The organism is Acinetobacter sichuanensis (genome assembly GCF_003024515.2).
Taxonomy (GTDB): Bacteria; Pseudomonadota; Gammaproteobacteria; order Pseudomonadales; family Moraxellaceae; genus Acinetobacter; species Acinetobacter sichuanensis.
In genome coordinates this window covers 65,535-83,340 of sequence record NZ_PYIX02000002.1, presented here as the reverse complement: position 1 = coordinate 83,340, position 17,806 = coordinate 65,535, and the positions used below count along the sequence as shown (strand labels likewise).

17 protein-coding genes are annotated in these 17,806 nt (G+C 36.1%); 12 read left to right on the top strand and 5 right to left on the bottom strand.

Features of this window, described 5'->3' with window-relative positions; translation table 11 throughout:
* Positions 1-3: 3 nt before the first annotated feature.
* The 10 genes from C9E89_RS01810 to C9E89_RS01765 all read left to right on the top strand — a co-directional run bounded on the left by C9E89_RS01810 (position 4) and on the right by C9E89_RS01765 (position 10,895).
* Positions 4-1,593 (top strand): peptide chain release factor 3, encoded by a 1,590-nt coding sequence (locus C9E89_RS01810; RefSeq protein ID WP_107006736.1) that lies wholly within the window; start codon positions 4-6, stop codon positions 1,591-1,593.
* 107 nt (positions 1,594-1,700) lie between these two features.
* Positions 1,701-2,528, top strand: a complete 828-nt coding sequence (locus C9E89_RS01805; protein WP_107006735.1) for a hypothetical protein — start codon at positions 1,701-1,703, stop codon at positions 2,526-2,528.
* A 91-nt stretch (positions 2,529-2,619) separates the two neighbouring features.
* The gene (locus tag C9E89_RS01800) at positions 2,620-3,612 is read left to right on the top strand and encodes an RsiV family protein (RefSeq protein WP_107006734.1); all 993 of its coding nucleotides are present in this window, start codon (positions 2,620-2,622) and stop codon (positions 3,610-3,612) included.
* Positions 3,612-4,436: a TatD family hydrolase gene (locus C9E89_RS01795; protein ID WP_107006733.1), complete on the top strand. Its 825-nt coding sequence runs from the start codon at positions 3,612-3,614 to the stop codon at positions 4,434-4,436. Before C9E89_RS01800 ends, C9E89_RS01795 begins: the two co-directional genes overlap by 1 nt.
* A 119-nt stretch (positions 4,437-4,555) precedes the next feature.
* Positions 4,556-7,312, top strand: a complete 2,757-nt coding sequence (acnA, locus tag C9E89_RS01790) for an aconitate hydratase AcnA (RefSeq protein ID WP_107006732.1) — start codon at positions 4,556-4,558, stop codon at positions 7,310-7,312.
* A gap of 79 nt (positions 7,313-7,391) precedes the next feature.
* Complete coding sequence (locus C9E89_RS01785) at positions 7,392-8,162, top strand: hypothetical protein (RefSeq protein ID WP_107006731.1); 771 nt, start codon at positions 7,392-7,394, stop codon at positions 8,160-8,162.
* A 59-nt stretch (positions 8,163-8,221) separates the two neighbouring features.
* A complete protein-coding gene (locus tag C9E89_RS01780; protein WP_107006730.1) occupies positions 8,222-8,995 on the top strand; it encodes a tRNA threonylcarbamoyladenosine dehydratase in 774 nt (257 codons plus the stop codon).
* Between the two features lie 122 nt (positions 8,996-9,117).
* Positions 9,118-9,621, top strand: coding sequence for a hypothetical protein (locus tag C9E89_RS01775; RefSeq protein WP_107006729.1), 504 nt, complete (start codon positions 9,118-9,120; stop codon positions 9,619-9,621).
* Positions 9,622-9,808: 187 nt separating this feature from the next.
* Entirely contained in the window at positions 9,809-10,198 is a 390-nt protein-coding gene (locus C9E89_RS01770; RefSeq protein WP_107006930.1) for a hypothetical protein, read from the top strand.
* A 31-nt stretch (positions 10,199-10,229) separates the two neighbouring features.
* Positions 10,230-10,895, top strand: coding sequence for a CDP-alcohol phosphatidyltransferase family protein (locus C9E89_RS01765; RefSeq protein ID WP_107006728.1), 666 nt, complete (start codon positions 10,230-10,232; stop codon positions 10,893-10,895).
* A 38-nt stretch (positions 10,896-10,933) separates the two neighbouring features.
* Here the strand turns inward: C9E89_RS01765 and dusA are convergent, their stop codons facing one another.
* Positions 10,934-11,950: a tRNA dihydrouridine(20/20a) synthase DusA gene (gene dusA, locus C9E89_RS01760; protein WP_107006727.1), complete on the bottom strand. Its 1,017-nt coding sequence runs from the start codon at positions 11,948-11,950 to the stop codon at positions 10,934-10,936.
* A 367-nt stretch (positions 11,951-12,317) separates the two neighbouring features.
* On the opposite strand from dusA, the gene C9E89_RS01755 reads away from it, so the two are divergent.
* Positions 12,318-12,962 (top strand): HEPN domain-containing protein, encoded by a 645-nt coding sequence (locus tag C9E89_RS01755; RefSeq protein WP_107006726.1) that lies wholly within the window; start codon positions 12,318-12,320, stop codon positions 12,960-12,962.
* Between the two features lie 40 nt (positions 12,963-13,002).
* On the opposite strand, the gene C9E89_RS01750 is transcribed toward C9E89_RS01755, so the two are convergent.
* The gene (locus tag C9E89_RS01750) at positions 13,003-14,196 is read right to left on the bottom strand and encodes an MFS transporter (protein ID WP_107006725.1); all 1,194 of its coding nucleotides are present in this window, start codon (positions 14,194-14,196) and stop codon (positions 13,003-13,005) included.
* Positions 14,197-14,217: 21 nt separating this feature from the next.
* A complete protein-coding gene (locus tag C9E89_RS01745) occupies positions 14,218-14,649 on the bottom strand; it encodes a RidA family protein (protein WP_107006724.1) in 432 nt (143 codons plus the stop codon).
* 73 nt (positions 14,650-14,722) lie between these two features.
* On the opposite strand from C9E89_RS01745, the gene soxR reads away from it, so the two are divergent.
* On the top strand, positions 14,723-15,229 hold the full coding sequence (gene soxR / locus C9E89_RS01740; protein WP_107006723.1) for a redox-sensitive transcriptional activator SoxR: 507 nt from the start codon (positions 14,723-14,725) through the stop codon (positions 15,227-15,229).
* On the opposite strand, the gene C9E89_RS01735 is transcribed toward soxR, so the two are convergent.
* Together C9E89_RS01735 and C9E89_RS01730 are read right to left on the bottom strand one after the other, a co-directional pair.
* Positions 15,212-16,078 carry an LD-carboxypeptidase gene (locus tag C9E89_RS01735; RefSeq protein ID WP_107006722.1) on the bottom strand — a complete coding sequence of 289 codons (867 nt, stop codon included), beginning with the start codon at positions 16,076-16,078 and terminating at the stop codon, positions 15,212-15,214. The two genes, soxR and C9E89_RS01735, sit on opposite strands and share 18 nt — an antisense overlap.
* A gap of 12 nt (positions 16,079-16,090) precedes the next feature.
* A complete protein-coding gene (locus tag C9E89_RS01730) occupies positions 16,091-17,017 on the bottom strand; it encodes a DMT family transporter (protein ID WP_107006721.1) in 927 nt (308 codons plus the stop codon).
* Positions 17,018-17,806: the final 789 nt, after the last annotated feature.

The following is a 17,806-nucleotide window of genomic DNA, read 5'->3' as shown; positions in this document are numbered from 1 at the left end:
TGTATGTTTAAAGATCAATTAGCAAAAGAAGTTGCGGCGCGTCGAACCTTTGCCATCATTTCCCACCCCGATGCTGGTAAAACCACCATGACAGAAAAACTGTTGTTGTGGGGGCAAGCCATTCAAGTTGCAGGTATGGTAAAAAGCCGTAAGTCAGATCGTGGTGCGACATCTGACTGGATGGAAATGGAAAAAGAGCGTGGGATTTCGATCACGACTTCTGTCATGCAATTTCCATTCAAAGACAAAATGATTAACCTGCTCGACACCCCGGGGCATGAAGACTTCTCTGAAGATACGTATCGTACTTTAACTGCGGTTGACTCAGCGTTGATGGTGATTGATGGGGCAAAAGGTGTCGAGGATCGTACCATCAAACTGATGGAAGTGTGTCGTATGCGTGACACACCGATTATTTCATTTGTAAATAAAATGGACCGCGAGATTCGTGAGCCATTAGAACTTCTTGATGAAATTGAAAATGTCCTCAAAATTAAATGTGTACCGTTGACATGGCCGTTAGGTACAGGACGTGATTTTGCAGGTGTATTTAATTTAATTGAAGAAAAATTTTACGTTTATAAAGCAGGTTTTGGCTCAACGATTACCGACATAGAAATACGTGATGGCTATAATCATGCTGACTTACGTGAAAAAGTAGGTGAGTTGGCATGGGCTGCTTTTGAAGAGTCTTTAGAGTTGGTGCAAATGGCAAATGAGCCTTTGGATCGAGAAGAATTTCTTGCTGGGCGTCAAACACCTGTATTATTTGGTACAGCATTAGGTAATTTTGGTGTTGACCATGTGTTAGATGCATTTAGTAATTATGCACCACCACCAAAAGCGCATCCAACTGAAGCACGTATGGTTGAATCGACGGAAGAAGGTTTTTCAGGATTTGTTTTTAAAATTCAAGCAAATATGGATCCAAAACATCGTGACCGTATTGCGTTTATGCGTATTTGTTCAGGCAAATATGAAAAAGGCTTGAAAATGAAACATGTTCGTATTGATAAGGACATTCGAATTAGTGATGCTTTAACTTTCTTAGCAGGCGATCGTCAGCATTTAGAAGAAGCATGGCCGGGCGATATTATTGGTTTGCATAATCATGGAACGATCCAGATTGGTGATACTTTTACTTCAGGTGAAAAATTACAATTTACGGGTATTCCACATTTTGCACCCGAAATGTTCCGTCGTGTACGTTTAAAAGACCCATTAAAATCTAAGCAATTACAAAAAGGTTTGAAGGAGCTTTCAGAAGAAGGCGCAACTCAGGTCTTTATGCCACAAAACAGTAATGATTTGATTGTTGGGGCTGTTGGTGTGCTTCAGTTTGAAGTTGTCGCATATCGCTTAAAAGAAGAGTACAAAGTTGACTGTATTTATGAGCCTGTGAGTATCAATACAGTACGTTGGGTGTCTTGTAGCGATGATAAGAAATTTAATGAATTCAAGAAAAAAGCACATGATCAATTGTCAGTAGATGGTGGCGGTCATTTAACGTATTTAGCACCAAGCCGTGTTAATTTACAATTGATGCAAGAGCGTTATCCTGACATCGAATTCCGTGCGACACGTGAACATTAATTTTTCGATTGTGAAATAAAACTAAATTTAATCAAAGCAGCTTCCTTGTGAAGCTGTTTTTTTTAGATCAAAATATATTTGAATGAAGGACAACCATGAGGAATGCAATGCACATTCAAAAAAAATTTATGCTGATGCTTTGCCTCAGTGTATTTTTGTCAGCATGTGATTCAAATAATAAACATGAACAAGAACAAAAAAAAGCTGAAGGAAAAACTTCACCAGAAAAGCCTGTAGAAAAAGCAGAAGTTTTACCCTATTTAAATATTCAGGAGGCAAAAGCCGACTATGCTGTGCCTTTTTGTGAAAAGAAAAATTGTATTGAAATTGAAATAAAAACCATTAAAACTCAAGATCAATGGCTTAATCAGTGGATTGCTCAGCATCAAGCAAATGTCATCCAAGATCAGATTGGTTTAAAACAGAATATGACTTTGCAACAAGCGGTTAATGCTTATGTCAAAAAGTCAGATGCATGGCAAGATGAATTTTCTAAAAATAAAGCCTATGAATTGCATTTAAGCACACGAATGGCATCGCAGCGAAATCAGTATGTTTTATTGCAAATTTCAGTCAATACTCAACAGGCAGAAATTGCGGTTAAAGAACGTCAATATTTTTTTGTAGCTGATCGTAAAACTCAGAAAAGTTTAAGTATTTTAGATGTTATTCAGCCAAATCAGCAAAATAAACTGAACAGTTGGGTACAAGAAAAATACCTAATATGGTTAAAAGATCAAGACCATGAAGTGCAAAAAGTCGTGCCTAAAAAACTTTATTGGGGACAGTCAGATTGGTTTTTTGATGGTGAGGGGATCGGTTTGCATTATCGTTCTGGTGAAATTGAAAAAGATGCGAAGCAGCTTGATATTTATTTTTCAAAGCAGCAAACGCAAGATGTTTTAAAATCGGATATTTTTCAACAAATGTTCTAAGGATTGATACAAATAAAGATTGAGCAGCGTACTGAGGAAGCATAAGCTAATAGCATGCTTCTTTATTCAATTTTGTTGAAGGTTTTATGAGATGTTAAATCAGAAACACACCCTTGCTTTGTCCATACTGATGGTTACTTTTGCATTATCTGCTTGTCAGCCTAAAGTTGAAAAAAAAGAGCAAGAACAGAAGATTGAGCAAAAAAGTAGCTCAGAAGTTGAAGATACAACACTGACTTTACAGGGTGAAACAGAAAAAATTGCTGTTGAACTACCTGAATGTAATGGAAATAGTTGCCCTGAGTTTTCAGTAGAGCGCTTACATACCAATCAATTTGTCGTTGATAGTATTATTGACCAAGCGATTTTAAAAAATTTAGAACAAATTTTGGATATTGCGCATCAAAGTAAAACTGTACAAGCTGAAAAAGAAAAAACCGAGCAGCAGCAGGAACAGCAAGAACAACAAGCCTCAAGCAGCGTCATTGCAGCCAATGCAGCAAAAACACCTGTGCAATCTATGGCAGAGCAACTAAAACCTTATGTTAAAACCTTTACTGCGTTGCAACAGGAGTTAGAAAGTCTAGGTGCAAGTAGTAAAATCAGTGTTTCTGTAAGCCCTAAAATCTTAAACTCCAAAGAGCCTTTAGCAACAGTTGTGCTTAATACCAGTAGTTACTTAGGTGGCGCACATGGTGCATCAGCCCAAACTTATTTTAATTTTGATTTGAAACATCAAAAACAAGTAAATTTAGATGATTTAATTGAGTCAGGGCAGAAAGCACAACTCGAAAAATTGGCGTATGAAACTTTTAAAACATGGGTGAGTATAAATAAACTCGCCAATAGCCTAGAAGAATATGAGCAAGTTTGGAAATTTAAGCTCTCAAATAATTTCTATTTAGGTAAACAAGGCTTAATTTTACAATATGCTGAATATGAAATTGGTCCTTATGTCGTAGGATTACCACGTTTAGAAATTCCATATGAGCAACTCAAAACGGTCTTAAAGAAAGAATATTTACCTGCTGAATTACTGGTGGATCAACCTGCATCAGCAGCTTTACCTGTAGCGAAAAAATAATGACTCCATTGGCTTTGTTTGATACGCATACACATTTTGATGTGGAAGATTTTGATATAGATCGAGAACATCTTGCGTATCAGGCAAAGGCTGTGGGAGTGGAGCGTCTTATTTTAATTGGATTTGTACAAGAACGTTTTGCCAATTTAATTGATACGCATCATTATTTAAATCGACTGATCCATACACCACAAAGCTATTTAGCACCAGGTTTACACCCATTTTATATTGAACAACATCAAGATTCTGATTTATTAAATTTAGAACAGATATTAAAAAATGAGCAATGTATTGCGATTGGTGAAATAGGTTTAGATACTTTTTTAAAACAACACAAACAACCTGAGTTATTACAAAAACAAAAAGATTTTTTTGTAGCACAAATTGAACTTGCACAACAATTTAACAAACCGATTCTTTTACATATTCGTAAGTCTCATGCTGATGTATTACAGATTTTAAAACACCATCACTTTAAACAAGGTGGGATTGCTCATGCTTTTAGCGGTGGAATAGAAGAAGCCAAAGCCTTCATAAAAATGGGTTTTAAACTCGGAATTACGGGGCAAATTACCAACCCTAATGCCAAAAAATTACATGCCGTTGTGCAAGCTGTAGGCGTTGAGTATTTAGTATTAGAAACAGACTGTCCTGATATGACGCCATTATGCTGCCAAAGTTTGCAGCAACATCGCACACGCAATACACCTGCAAACTTAACTTTTGTACTGCAAGGTTTGGCGGCAACATTGAACCGTACACCTGAGCAGATTGCTCCAATCGTTTGGGAAAACTCCTTACAAGCTTTACATTTGTCAGCTTAGAAATTTTAAATTGGTAGAAAATTAACCAATCAATAACACGTCTTTGCCCGAATTGGCTTACATTAGAATAATAACTTCTTGCCCTGCAATAAAAATATGTTTAGCCGAAGGAGTGACCTATGGTCAAATATAGTCAAAAAAACAGTTTCCAAGCATTGAAAAATTTAAATATCGGTTCAGCACAATACCAGATTTTTAGTCTGCAAGAGGCACAAAAGCAGCTAGATGATTTTTCACAGCTCCCAAAATCACTTAAAGTTTTATTGGAAAATCTACTTAGATTTGAAGATGATATTACAGTTAAAACTGAACATATTTTAGCGCTGGTCAATTGGCAGAAAACCCAAAAATCGGATCAAGAAATTCAATATCGACCAGCACGAGTTTTGATGCAAGATTTTACAGGTGTACCTGCTGTTGTTGATTTGGCAGCGATGCGAGCAGCTGTGGCTAAAGCAGGTGCTGACCCTGAAAAAATTAATCCTTTATCTCCTGTCGACTTGGTGATTGACCATTCTGTGATGGTTGATCATTTTGCAACAGCACAAGCCTTTGAAGAAAATGTGGAAATTGAGATGCAGCGTAATGGTGAGCGTTATCAATTTCTACGTTGGGGGCAGTCTGCTTTTGATAACTTTAGTGTTGTACCGCCAGGAACAGGAATTTGTCACCAGGTCAATTTAGAATATTTAGCACAAACGGTCTGGTTAGGGGAAAGTGAAGGCGTGAGTTTTGCTTTTCCAGATACCTTAGTAGGAACAGATTCACATACCACCATGATCAATGGTTTGGGCGTACTTGGCTGGGGAGTAGGGGGAATTGAAGCTGAAGCAGCCATGTTAGGGCAACCCATTTCGATGCTGATTCCTGAAGTTATTGGTTTTAAATTAACAGGAAAATTACGCGAAGGAATTACGGCAACAGATTTGGTTTTAACCATTACGCAAATGTTACGTAAAAAAGGTGTTGTTGGAAAATTTGTTGAGTTCTATGGAGATGGTCTTGCCGATTTAGCTTTGGCTGACCGTGCAACTATTGCCAATATGGCACCTGAATATGGTGCAACGTGTGGTTTTTTTCCTGTTGATGAAATTACATTAGATTATTTAAAACTCACAGGGCGTAAAGATGACCGAATAGCACTCGTCGAGGCTTATTGTAAAGAACAAGGATTGTGGCGCAATACAGGTGATGAACCTATTTTTACTGATGTACTCAGTTTGGACATGGGAACGGTACAAGCTAGTGTTGCAGGACCAAAGCGCCCACAAGATCGGGTGGTTTTGGCTGATATTCCGCAAGTATTTGATGCCTTGATTGCACTTGATTTAAAGCCAGCTAAAGAAGACAGAGAACGTCTGATGAATGAAGGCGGAGCAGGCGGAGCAGTTGATGCGAAACAGTCTGCTTTACAAAATGATGAACCGCATTGTGTGATTGATGGTAAACGTTATCCATTAGTCGATGGTGATGTCGTCATATCTGCCATCACTTCATGTACCAATACTTCAAATCCAAGTGTGATGTTGGCTGCGGGACTTTTGGCAAAAAAAGCAGTTGAAAAAGGTTTACAGCGAAAACCTTGGGTGAAAAGTTCACTTGCGCCTGGCTCAAAAGTCGTAACAGACTATTTAGCTGCGGCGGGATTAACACCCTATTTAGATCAGTTGGGTTATAACTTGGTCGGCTATGGATGTACAACATGTATTGGTAATTCTGGTCCTCTGCCTAAACCAATTGAAGATGCAATCCAATGTTATGACTTAAATGTAGCTTCGGTACTTTCGGGCAACCGAAACTTTGAAGGACGTGTACATCCATTAGTAAAAACCAATTGGTTAGCATCGCCACCTTTGGTGATCGCATTTGGTTTAATGGGCACAATTCGCAAAGATATTACCCAAGAGCCTTTAGGTATAGACCCACAAGGTCAACATATCTATTTAAAAGATATCTGGCCGAGCCAAGCAGAAATTGATGATGTTTTAAAACAACTCAATACTGAGATGTATCATAAAGAATATGCCCAAGTATTTGATGGTGATGAAAAATGGCAAGCGATTCAAATTCCAGATAGCCAAACGTATGAATGGGATGAAAAATCGACATATATCCGTCATCCACCATTTTTTGAAGGAATTGATCAGCCTGCAAAATCAATTGAAAATATTGTTGCGGCAAATATTTTAGCTGTACTTGGTGACTCAGTTACAACAGACCATATTTCACCTGCGGGAAATATCAAAAAAGACAGCCCAGCAGGACGTTATTTACAAGAGCAAGGTGTTGAACCGCGAGACTTTAACTCTTATGGTTCACGACGTGGTAATCATGAAGTCATGATGCGTGGAACATTTGCCAATATTCGTATCAAAAACGAGATGCTCGGTGGAGAAGAGGGAGGCAATACACTTTATATTCCAACAGGAGAAAAACTTGCAATCTATGATGCTGCAATGAAATACCAAGCGACAAATACGCCTTTAATTATTATTGCAGGTAAAGAATATGGTACAGGCTCATCACGGGATTGGGCTGCTAAAGGCACAAATTTACTTGGGATCAAAGCTGTCATTGCGGAAAGCTTTGAGCGTATCCATCGTTCGAATTTGGTTGGAATGGGGGTATTACCTTTACAGTTTATTAATGGGCAAACACGGCAGAGTTTAAATTTGACAGGACATGAACAATTGTCGATCACAGCTTTGTCGGATGGATTGCAACCTCATCAAAGTTTAGATGTTGAATTAAAGCGTGTAGATGGTTCAATTGAACAATTTAAAGTGTTATGTCGTATTGATACTTTAAATGAAGTTGAATACTTTAAAGCAGGGGGTATTTTGCATTATGTGTTGCGCAATTTGATTGCTTCATAAAAAAGTCAGTTTTCTAAGCCCTGCTGAATGTAGGGCTTTTTTATTTAATTTCAGTCCAAAAATAATAAAAGGTATGTAAATGAGCAAACTACATCATTTCATTTTAGTTCTATTGTTGACTCCAAATATTGGCTTTGCCAAACCACAAGACATTGTGCTCAAAAAGCAAAATATCAGTACACAACAGATGGAACAGTTATGTTACCTTCTGCCACAACAATGTCGTGATAAACCTGTTTGGAGCCTATATAAAACCGCACAGCAACGCTATTATTTAATTGATCATTTAAAATTTTATCAACTTGGCTTTGTAAATAACAAATTACACATCGAAAAACGTTGGGATTTTTCAACTTATCAGCCAAAAAGTCAAACTGCACGTTGGGCAGTTTCTGATTCCACACTAAAAAATGAAGATCAACATCTGTATATTTTTCCTAAGTTATTTCCTATTAATGAACAGGATTATGCTCTAGGAATTGTTCAAACATGGTCAGAAGGTTATTCAGGTGGTGGATTACAAGAAGAAGTCGTTGACTTCTTACAGCTAAAAAATAATGGGCAATATCAACAAGTTTTCCAGAATATTCCATTGTCAATGTATCGTATGATTCGTGCTTGTTTTTCTGAACAGCAATATAAGGAAAGTCAGGGTAAATGCCATGATGAATATAGTTTGGATACTCAAATTGCGTACATAAAACCTTATACATGGCAAATAAAATATGATTATCAAGCCGATTTTTCTCCAGCTTCTGATACGGGAACAAAACCGATTCGTGAGCATAAAAACTATGTGTTAAAAGACAATCGTCAGGATGCAATTCTGCTTCCTAAAGCATGGGATTAGCTTTCTTAAAGCTGAGTTTGTTAAAATGGGCAGGATTTTATAAATTTTAGATTTTAGCCATGACAGATGTACTTCAAAATGATGAATATGACCGCCGTTTTGCAGGCGTTGCCAAAATTTATGGTGATGAAGAATTTCAATATTATGAAAAAAGTCATGTGATGGTGATCGGAATTGGTGGAGTAGGTTCTTGGGCAGTAGAGGCTTTAGCACGTACAGGGATTGGTGAGTTGACACTTGTTGATATGGATTCGATTGCTGCTTCAAATATTAATCGCCAACTTCCTGCGATGACTTCGACTTTGGGTCATGAAAAAATTGAAGTGATGGCAGAGCGTTGTCGTCAAATTAATCCGCATATTAAAATAAATTTAGTGGATGACTATTTAACTCCTGAAAATATTAAAGAAATTTTGCTTGAGAAACCCGATCTTATTTTAGATTGTATTGACGATGTCAAAGCTAAACTGGCATTGATGTTACATTGTCGTTTCAATAAAATTCCATTGATTGTGTCGGGTGGCGCAGGTGGAAAACTAGATCCATTGAAAATTCGAGTCGCTGATTTATCGAAAACTGAACAAGATCCGATGTTAGCAAAATTGCGTACACAATTACGTGGCATGGGCATTTGTAAAAAACCAAAAGATAAGTTTGGTATTACTTGTGTTTATTCGATTGATAATCCATTTTCTAGCGCAGATGTCTGTGCAAGTGCAGGTTTGCGCTGTGGTGGCTATGGTTCGGCTGTCGTGGTCACATCTAGTTTTGCGATGGTTGCTGTGGCTGAAGTCTTAAAAAGACTAGATAAATTAGCAGCAAAGAATAAATAGACTTTATATCGAATAGAAAAATAAAGCCTGAGAATTTACTCAAGCGTCAGGTTTTATGCATTCTATTTTCTATTTAAATCGTGACATACTGCGAGTTGAAAAGCTTCGTATTTGGAGGGGAAATGCGTCAATTTTTTTTAGCTTTGTTTATTGTTTTTGCAGTAGGGTGCAATTATTTTGTTTCTACCGATCAGATTGCTCAAGATGTCAAAACCCAAATCCAAAATGAATTTGATACTCAAGCACAGTTTAAAGATTATCATTTTAAGGTTTTAAATTTAACTGTTGTTAAACAAGCAGGTAATCAATATAAAGGTTTGGCTGAGGTTGAGTATGAAGGGCAAACGCATCGTATAGCAGTGAATATTTTGATGGATGGGGAGCGTTATATTTGGGAAATTCCAGCCGAAAATTTCAATTTTGTTCGTAATATTGAGTTAGAAAAATATCAAAAAGAGTTAGATGCAAAATTACAAAGCATTCAACTTGAGGCAGAAGATCATCTTTCTTACTCTAAACCCGAAGCCGATACAGATGCTGTGGCTGATGATGCAGAATATTATTCAGAAGAAGATCCACAGTCCGCAGCTTCTGAAGCTGTAGCTGCGGCAGACATAGTAGAATAACAAAAAAATCATGAATAAAATGGCTCTCATACACTAGGTATAGAGCCACTGCCAAAATAAGTAAAAGAAATAATGATGATGTTTCATCTATAAAAGACAGCAAAAAACCTTAATAAGTCATATTGAATCCATAGGAGCAATCTAATAGAGTTAAGGTAATTTTTTAATCAATTGACTGATGATTTTAATGAATAATAAAATTAAAAATACGCAGCGTTATAATTTTTTATCAGCTTTTTTTGCTTTTTTATTGTGGGGATCATGGTCATTTTATGTCAATTTGAATCAAAGTGATTTAAGATCAGGAATTATTTCAGGCTTAGCGCAAGGTATTTGTAGTTTTGTCATTACATTATTTATTACTCATTTAGTGGAAAAGCAGTTTAATTTTTATCAAAATAAGTGGTTTAAACTGATACTTCCTCCTATTTGTACAATTTTTTTGACAGGAAGTCTTTTGCTGACAGTACATCATCTGATTCAGACGCCTGCAATTTTAAAAACAGTTACACCTGCTTTAACTGTGGCATTACTTTTTGCCTTTTTTACGAATTTTAAACTCTATAAACAACTTTAATTTTTAATAAATTGATGGTGAGACTATTGATATGACTGATGAACAAAGTACACCTGAAAATCGTCGTCCCTTAAAAGTTCGTGGTGTGGGTTTGGTCAATCAATTTGCATGTTGGTTGAGTCAAAAATCAATTACACCAAATCACATTTCTTTGCTGAGTATTGTTTTTGCTCTATTTGTAGCGATCTGTTTGCTGATCGTGCCGCAATATGGTGGAGGGCAGAAGGTTGTATTATATGTGTTGGCGGCCTTGCTGATTCAAGGTCGATTATTATGTAATTTATTTGATGGCTTGGTCGCAATTGAAGGTGGAAAGTCGACTGCTTCTGGTGAGTTATTTAATGATATTCCTGACCGAATATCAGATCCTTTGATTATTATTGCTGCGGGCTATTCTATCGTGAGTGTCACTTACGGTGATATTTTAGGTTGGTGTGGCGCACTTTTAGCAGTGCTCACAGCCTATATTCGTACTTTAGCAGTGTCGATTGGCGCACCTGCAAATTTTACAGGACCTATGGCTAAACAACATCGTATGGCATTACTGACTTTTGCATGTATTGCCACTGCATTTGAGCAGTACTTTTGGCAGCATGATTATGTAATGTTGATTGCTTTGATTATTTTAAATTTAGGCTGTGTGTTGACGAATTGGCGTAGAGCATCTTTGGCTTATCACTTTTTAGAAAAAAAATAAGATCAATGAAAAAAGCTCCCGATTGGGAGCTTCTGATTTTAAACTTGTTTTTCTAATAAATAATCTTCAGTTCGCTTCATTGCTTCTTTGATATTGACCATTGCATTTTCAAGGTCAGAGAACGTTTTTGCATTACCACCACTTAAAGCTTGACGCCATTTTCGTGCACCCGGAAGATTTTGAAATAAACCTAAAATATGACGCGTAAGGATCGAAAGAGGTGCGCCTTCTTGCATACGCTTTGCAACATATGGCAGCATTTGATCCATAATCTCAAAGCGGTCAGGAAGGCTTAAATTCCACAATTGACCCAATTCAGCCAATAAATAGGGATTATGATAAGCTTCTCGACCGATCATCACACCATCAACATGTTTTAAATGTTCTTGTGTTTCTGCAAAGCTTTTGATGCCACCATTAATTTCAATCAGAAGATGAGGGCGTTCTTGTTTTAAACGATAAACATCTTCATAACGTAATGGTGGAACATCACGATTTTCTTTTGGCGATAATCCTTTTAGCAAAGCAATTCGAGCATGTACAATAAAATTATTACAGCCTGTTTTGGCAACTGTATCAACAAAATGCAACATCTCTTCATAAGATTGCATGTCATCAATCCCAATACGATGTTTAACTGTGACAGGAATATCAACCGCATTACGCATTTCTGTAATACATTCAGCAACAAGGTTTGGTTCAGCCATTAAGCAAGCACCAATTTTATTGTTTTGAACCCGATCACTTGGGCAGCCTACATTTAAATTAACTTCATCATAACCCCAGTCTTGTGCCATTTTGGTACAAGTTGCAAGTTCTTTAGGGTTAGAACCACCAAGTTGCAAAACAATAGGATGCTCTTCGTTGTTATAGTCTAAATGACGGTTTGCGCCACCATAGATAATTGCACCAGTCGTGACCATTTCTGTATAAAGAATGACATTTGGATTAAACAAGCGAGCAAAGAAACGATAATCTTTTGTTGTCCAATCCATCATCGGCGCAACACTGATTCGTGGTGAATTGCTGGTTTCAATGGTTTTGTGAATAGTCATTAAAAATCATACTCTTAATCAGTGTTTGTGGAGCCTATTTACATCTATAGGTTGCAATCTGATGCTTAAAGAAACTTGAGGAAGATAAAAGCAAAGGCAGAAATAAGAAGGTATCGTCATCGCGTTAAACCAAGCAATAACTAACCCTGTGCAATATTAACATAAAACTCAAAAGCGATACATTTGATACTAAGCCGCGAGATTGAAATAAAAATCAAAGCAAATGAAAAGAGGATTTTTAAGTTGATCGAACAGGAAAATATTGAAAATAAAGTCATTTTTAATGGATTTTTAGTCTTTATGCTTGAGCCATCTTTTAAAGTTGAGTATGGTAATTTTATATAAATACAATGATGAGGGCTGAGAAATGTTGGTATTAGAAGAGACCTATAAAAGTAAGAAAGCTCAGTTTTCTGACTCATTTAATTTAAGAATACATCGTGGTTTGAGTTGGCTTAAGCAAGCTGTATTATTGGATGATGCTTTAGATTTAAAATTTATCAGCTTGTGGATTTCATTTAATGCAATTTATGCGAAAGATCTACATGAATTGAAAGACCGACAACAGTTTAGAAAGTTTTTATCTGATATATGTCAAGCAGATACTGAACATAAAATTTATCATTTGATTTGGACGAAGTACAGTCATGCAATTCGGATTTTGTTAGATAATCATTATACTTTTCAGCCATTTTGGGATTTTCAAAATCAAAAAATAAGCCAACAAGATTGGAAAATGAGTTTTGAACAAGACAAAATTAAAGTTCACCGTGCTTTGCAACAAAAAGATAGTGTTGAAGTGCTCTATATTATTTTTAATCGTTTATATACTTTAAGAAACCAAATTATGCATGGTGGTTCTACTTATAAAAGTTCAATAAACCGTAGCCAATTACAAGATTCTTCAAATATTTTGACAGCATTATTGCCTATATTTATGCATGTTTTATTGGAAAATGAAAAGATTTTAGATTTAGGAAAACCTTTTTATCCAGTGGTGCAAGTATCTTAAAAAGAATCTCTGTTTAAAGAGATTCTTTTTTTCATGACAATTAAATACTCACTTGTTGTTTATTTAAATATAAACGATCTAAGAGAGCAAAAAAGGCAGCAGCTAAAACCAAACCAAAACCGACCATACATGTCAGCATCCAACCACCATGGTGCCATGCATATACACCTAAAGCTGAACCACACGCGCCTCCAGTAAAATAAGCAGTCATATAAATGGAGTTAATACGAGATTTTGCATCGGGGCGTAAGCGGAAAATGATGTTTTGGTTACTTGTATGCACAATAGCTAGACCTAAACTGACAATCCCATAACCTAAAATATAACTGATGAGAGACGTGCCACCTAGATATAAAAATCCCCAACTGATGGCTAAAATAATGACGCCAATTAAAGTGAGCGCATTGGTATAACCACGATCTGCGATTTTTCCTATTTTGGCTGTACCTAAAGCACCGAAAACACCAATTAAAGTTGCAACACCAACCATCACATCAGGTAATTCAAAAGGCTGAGAGGTTAAGAGCATTGCAATCGTTGAAAATAAAATACTCATTGCTGCAAAAGCACAACCACCAATTAAAGCACGATAGACTAAACGTTTCTCTTCAAGCAAAAGTTTTGCCATAGACTGGAAAATTTTGCCATAACTCATTTTAAAGGTGGGTACTGTGGGTAAACGGCTTTTCAGTAAAAATGCTAATATCAGCATTAAGATTGAGCTGACAGCATAGATCACTTTCCAGTTAAATAGATTGGATAATAAGCCTGCTAAACTTGTTGATAGTAATAAACCAACCAATAAGCCACTCATTAAAAAACCAACGATTTCACCTGTTTTTTCAGGTTTAACTGCCATGGTTGCTAATGGAATTAAAACCTGTGCTGCAACAGAAAATAACCCAGTAATAATTGTACCGATCCATAACATCGGTAGATTGACAGCAAAGGCACAGAGCATTAAGCCAATGGCAGCAAAGAACATTAGTAAGGGAATAAATTTTGTTTTATTGACAATATCGCCCACAGGAACAATCAATAAAAGTCCTAAAGCATAAGATACTTGTGCAAAGGTCACAGTCAGTGCGACTTGAGACTGAGGTACATCAAAATATTGTTGAATTGAATGTACAAGAGGTTGGCAATAATAATTTGCCCCTGCGCATAAACCGCAGGCCATCGCCATTAGCCATAATAAAGATTTATTTTGGCTAATATCGAGTTCAGGATTCATAAAGAACTCCACATAACGGGTTCATAGACAATAAGCAGTTGCTTCAATTTCTATCAGCATGCTAGGTAGTGCAAGACACGGAACAGGAATTAATGTGCAAGCTGGAAAAGGATGATCTTTCCACAAAAGCTGCATTTCCTGAATTAAAAACTGATGCTTTTTAGGGCTATGATCAACCACTAAAATACGTAACATCGCGATATCCAAAATATGAGCATCAACGTGTTCTAAAGCATGTTGTAAGTTGAGAAATGCTTGATGGGTTTGTTCAGCAAAGTCTCGAGACAATTGTCCTTGTTGGTTTTCACCACCTTGTCCTGAAATATGAAGAATACGCAAAAAATGCTTCACTTCAGCGATGTGACTATACGCAAATGCGCGTGGGTTATAAAGTGTATTTGGATTAATTAAAGTAAAGGCTTGAATACGAGAAAGTGAGGATTTTGAGTGCATGATTATAAGTCTTTGGTTCATTTTAAAGTTTTGCTAGTATCAAAGCTCAAGTTAACTTGAGGTCAAGCAAAAAATGGAAAAACAAGATTTAAATACATGGTTAAGTATTGGTGAGTTGGCAGAAAGAAGTGGTGTTAGTGTTGCAACAATAAGATTTTATGAAGAAAAACAACTGATTTGGAGTACACGCACACAAGGTAATCAGCGGCGTTATCTAAGAGCTATGTTACGCCGTATTGCTATTATTAAGGTCGCGCAACAAGTGGGTATCAGCTTACAGCAAGTGCATGAGGCATTTTCAGTTTTACCTAAACAACAAATTGCTAGCAAAAAAGATTGGGCAAAAATGTCGAGCACTTGGCAGCAGCAGCTTGATGAAAAAATTATCTCACTTTTACAATTACGCAATCAATTAGATAAATGCATTGGTTGCGGTTGTTTATCTTTACAACAGTGTCCCCTCCGTAATCCTGATGATCAACTCGCAAAACAATCAGCTGGGGCACACTTTGCACATGTATTAATGACTTTATTGGAAAAAGAAAGTTCTGAACATGAGCTCTCAGATAATCAATTGTGAATGGTGAATCATGCCTTTTTTACCCAGCCAAAACGGGCGATTATGCTCACCATGCCCAAACCAATCACACTGATAGAGCGGGATTTGTAGTGCTTCTAAATGCTCATTAAAAATTTCTATGAGGCTATGCGGGACATTTTTTTGTGGGCAATGATAAAAGTCACCTAAAACAACTGCTTTTAATAATGAAATATCTATACTTTGTAAAAGTTGTACAAAAGAGCGTTCAATTCGATAATAAGGCTCACCAACATCTTCAAGCATCAAAATAGAGGCTTGGTTGAGCTTTAAGCTGTCAGGTGTGCCTTGTAAAGTACTGAGTACAGTGAGATTTCCACCTAAAACTTTTAAGTTTTCTATTTCAAAATGCTGAGCAAATGAATTGAGTGCAATTAAAGGATAATGATTAACCGTATCGTGATGTAATAAGGCAATGGTTTTTAGTGCATCTGTAGATAAAAGTGTATTGTGCAAATTTTTACAGGCAATTTCCTGAAATACAGGTGCATGAATTGCTGCTCCGTCATGCATAGCAATATAATTTAATAAAACAGTACTATCTGAATAACCAATAATCGGTTTATTCATGATCCAACTTCCTAAATATGGCAAAAGCATCGCTGCGCCTGTTCCACCACGTGCGCACCAAATCGCATCAATGTTTGGATCTGTACATGCTGTTTTTAAATCTTGAATACGTTGTTCCACAGTGCCAGCAAGATAACGATGCTGTGCAAAAACATGCTCAGCTAAACTCACTTGATGCCCTAAACGCTCTAATTGATTTTGTGCAAGCTCAATTTTATCAGCTTCTACACACGCACTTGGCGCAACAATTTGAAAATGCATAATTTACCCAGATTATTGTGCGAGTTTCTTCTTAGACAGGGTAATCATCATGACACCAATGATATTCAAGATGCAACCTAACCATTGAATCCCATTCATATGTTCGCCTAATAATGCAACAGCAAGAATAATAGTTAAAATAGGACCAATTGAACCAATCATTGCAGACTGTGCTGCACCTAAACGAGAAATACTCTGTGCGATTAAAATAGTCGGTAAAACGGTGACCAAAAGCCCAAGCGCGATGCCATACCAAACAATTTGACTAGGCAGTTGAGCTAATAATACAAAAGGTTGTGGTGTGACAACAAGAAAATGAGTCAAAGTCCCAATACACGCAACACTTAAAGCTAGCCCTGTATAATTCCAAGAACCAAAACGTAAAATTAAGCGTGGTGTTAATAATAAATAGGCTGCAAAGCTTACAGCACTCGCAAAAACTAAACTTACACCGAGCCAAAAATTACCTTCATGTGCAACCGTGCTTTGTTCTTGAAGCATTACAATCACAGTACCGCCATAACTTAGTGTAATGGCAAAAATACTTTTAAAATTTAACTTTTTCTTATAAATCGCACAAGAAGCAAGCACTGTTAATGTTGGATATAAAAATAAAATAATACGTTCTAATGACGCACTAATATACATTAATCCTGAAAAATCTAACCAGCTTGAAAAATAATAACCCAGTAAACCCGCGAAAACTAATAAGCCCCAGTCTTTGGCAGATAAATCACGACTATGATGCCGATTTAGCCAGCAAATCAGTAAGAAAAAAGGTAATGCACTTGCCATGCGTAAAGCCATTAATACCGTTCCATCCACTAGAGGAGAGAGGGCATAAGCTTGTTTAATGAAAATTGCTTTGGTACTAAATAAAAATGCAGCACCTAAAGCAAATAAAGATCCTAATTGCACACTCGATAATGAGATTTTCATATGATGATTATGATCCAAAAGAATGCATCAAAGATGCCATCACTTTAGTATAAAGAGTCTCAATTTAGAGATGAAATGCAAAAAAAGAATTAATCCCATCAAAATAAGGAATAGGAAATTGATGTATGTACACAATATTTTTTTCAAGATGCTGCAAACTATAAATAACGATTTAAAAAAGCACAGATTTGGATGTAAATAATAATGCACTAAAAATGTGCATGTTATGCCAAAGTGTTTCAGGAACGCCGATTAGTCATCATCTGGCAAAATGGCAAATAAAAAAAATAATTTTTTTTTGTTGTTTAAATTATTGCTCCAATCTAAAAATATAATGATTTCACACAAGTACTTTTATTTATTAATTAAATTAAAAAAAGTAATGATAAGTTGTTTACATAATTGACAGTTTTTGAGTAAAAATAAGTCAATAAAATCACCCATCAATCACGGTAAAATTGTCAAAAAAGCTAATTTATAAAAAATGGTTTATAAAAAGCTTGTTTTCTAAATAAATATCTAAAACTTATTAAGTTCAATTTTATAACGCTAAATGTAGTTAGAGCCAATTGAAGTTTGATGATTTTGTTGCAACAGGAAAAATGCTCAAAATAAAAATGGGAAATTTCATTTAAAAATTTCACTTTTGATAAAAAAATAAGCAAAAAATCCAAAATGGTATTAACTTAAATAAATGTTGGGTATGTCATAAAATGATAAAAGTGAATCATGAGTTCAAAATATGGGTATTTATTAAATAAATATTGGGTAGTATTTTAAAAAAGTTCA

Excerpts from the sequence above, each read along its gene's own strand:
- C9E89_RS01750 (WP_107006725.1), bottom strand. The coding sequence starts at position 14,196 with ATGAATCCTGAACTCGATATTAGCCAAAATAAATCTTTATTATGGCTA.
- C9E89_RS01810 (WP_107006736.1), top strand. The coding sequence starts at position 4 with ATGTTTAAAGATCAATTAGCAAAAGAAGTTGCGGCGCGTCGAACCTTT.
- C9E89_RS01765 (WP_107006728.1), top strand. The coding sequence starts at position 10,230 with ATGACTGATGAACAAAGTACACCTGAAAATCGTCGTCCCTTAAAAGTT.
- C9E89_RS01730 (WP_107006721.1), bottom strand. The coding sequence starts at position 17,017 with ATGAAAATCTCATTATCGAGTGTGCAATTAGGATCTTTATTTGCTTTA.
- soxR (WP_107006723.1), top strand. The coding sequence starts at position 14,723 with ATGGAAAAACAAGATTTAAATACATGGTTAAGTATTGGTGAGTTGGCA.
- C9E89_RS01800 (WP_107006734.1), top strand. The coding sequence starts at position 2,620 with ATGTTAAATCAGAAACACACCCTTGCTTTGTCCATACTGATGGTTACT.
- C9E89_RS01805 (WP_107006735.1), top strand. The coding sequence starts at position 1,701 with ATGCACATTCAAAAAAAATTTATGCTGATGCTTTGCCTCAGTGTATTT.
- C9E89_RS01780 (WP_107006730.1), top strand. The coding sequence starts at position 8,222 with ATGACAGATGTACTTCAAAATGATGAATATGACCGCCGTTTTGCAGGC.
- C9E89_RS01795 (WP_107006733.1), top strand. The coding sequence starts at position 3,612 with ATGACTCCATTGGCTTTGTTTGATACGCATACACATTTTGATGTGGAA.
- C9E89_RS01755 (WP_107006726.1), top strand. The coding sequence starts at position 12,318 with ATGTTGGTATTAGAAGAGACCTATAAAAGTAAGAAAGCTCAGTTTTCT.
- dusA (WP_107006727.1), bottom strand. The coding sequence starts at position 11,950 with ATGACTATTCACAAAACCATTGAAACCAGCAATTCACCACGAATCAGT.
- C9E89_RS01785 (WP_107006731.1), top strand. The coding sequence starts at position 7,392 with ATGAGCAAACTACATCATTTCATTTTAGTTCTATTGTTGACTCCAAAT.
- C9E89_RS01775 (WP_107006729.1), top strand. The coding sequence starts at position 9,118 with ATGCGTCAATTTTTTTTAGCTTTGTTTATTGTTTTTGCAGTAGGGTGC.
- C9E89_RS01735 (WP_107006722.1), bottom strand. The coding sequence starts at position 16,078 with ATGCATTTTCAAATTGTTGCGCCAAGTGCGTGTGTAGAAGCTGATAAA.
- C9E89_RS01745 (WP_107006724.1), bottom strand. The coding sequence starts at position 14,649 with ATGCACTCAAAATCCTCACTTTCTCGTATTCAAGCCTTTACTTTAATT.
- acnA (WP_107006732.1), top strand. The coding sequence starts at position 4,556 with ATGGTCAAATATAGTCAAAAAAACAGTTTCCAAGCATTGAAAAATTTA.
- C9E89_RS01770 (WP_107006930.1), top strand. The coding sequence starts at position 9,809 with ATGAATAATAAAATTAAAAATACGCAGCGTTATAATTTTTTATCAGCT.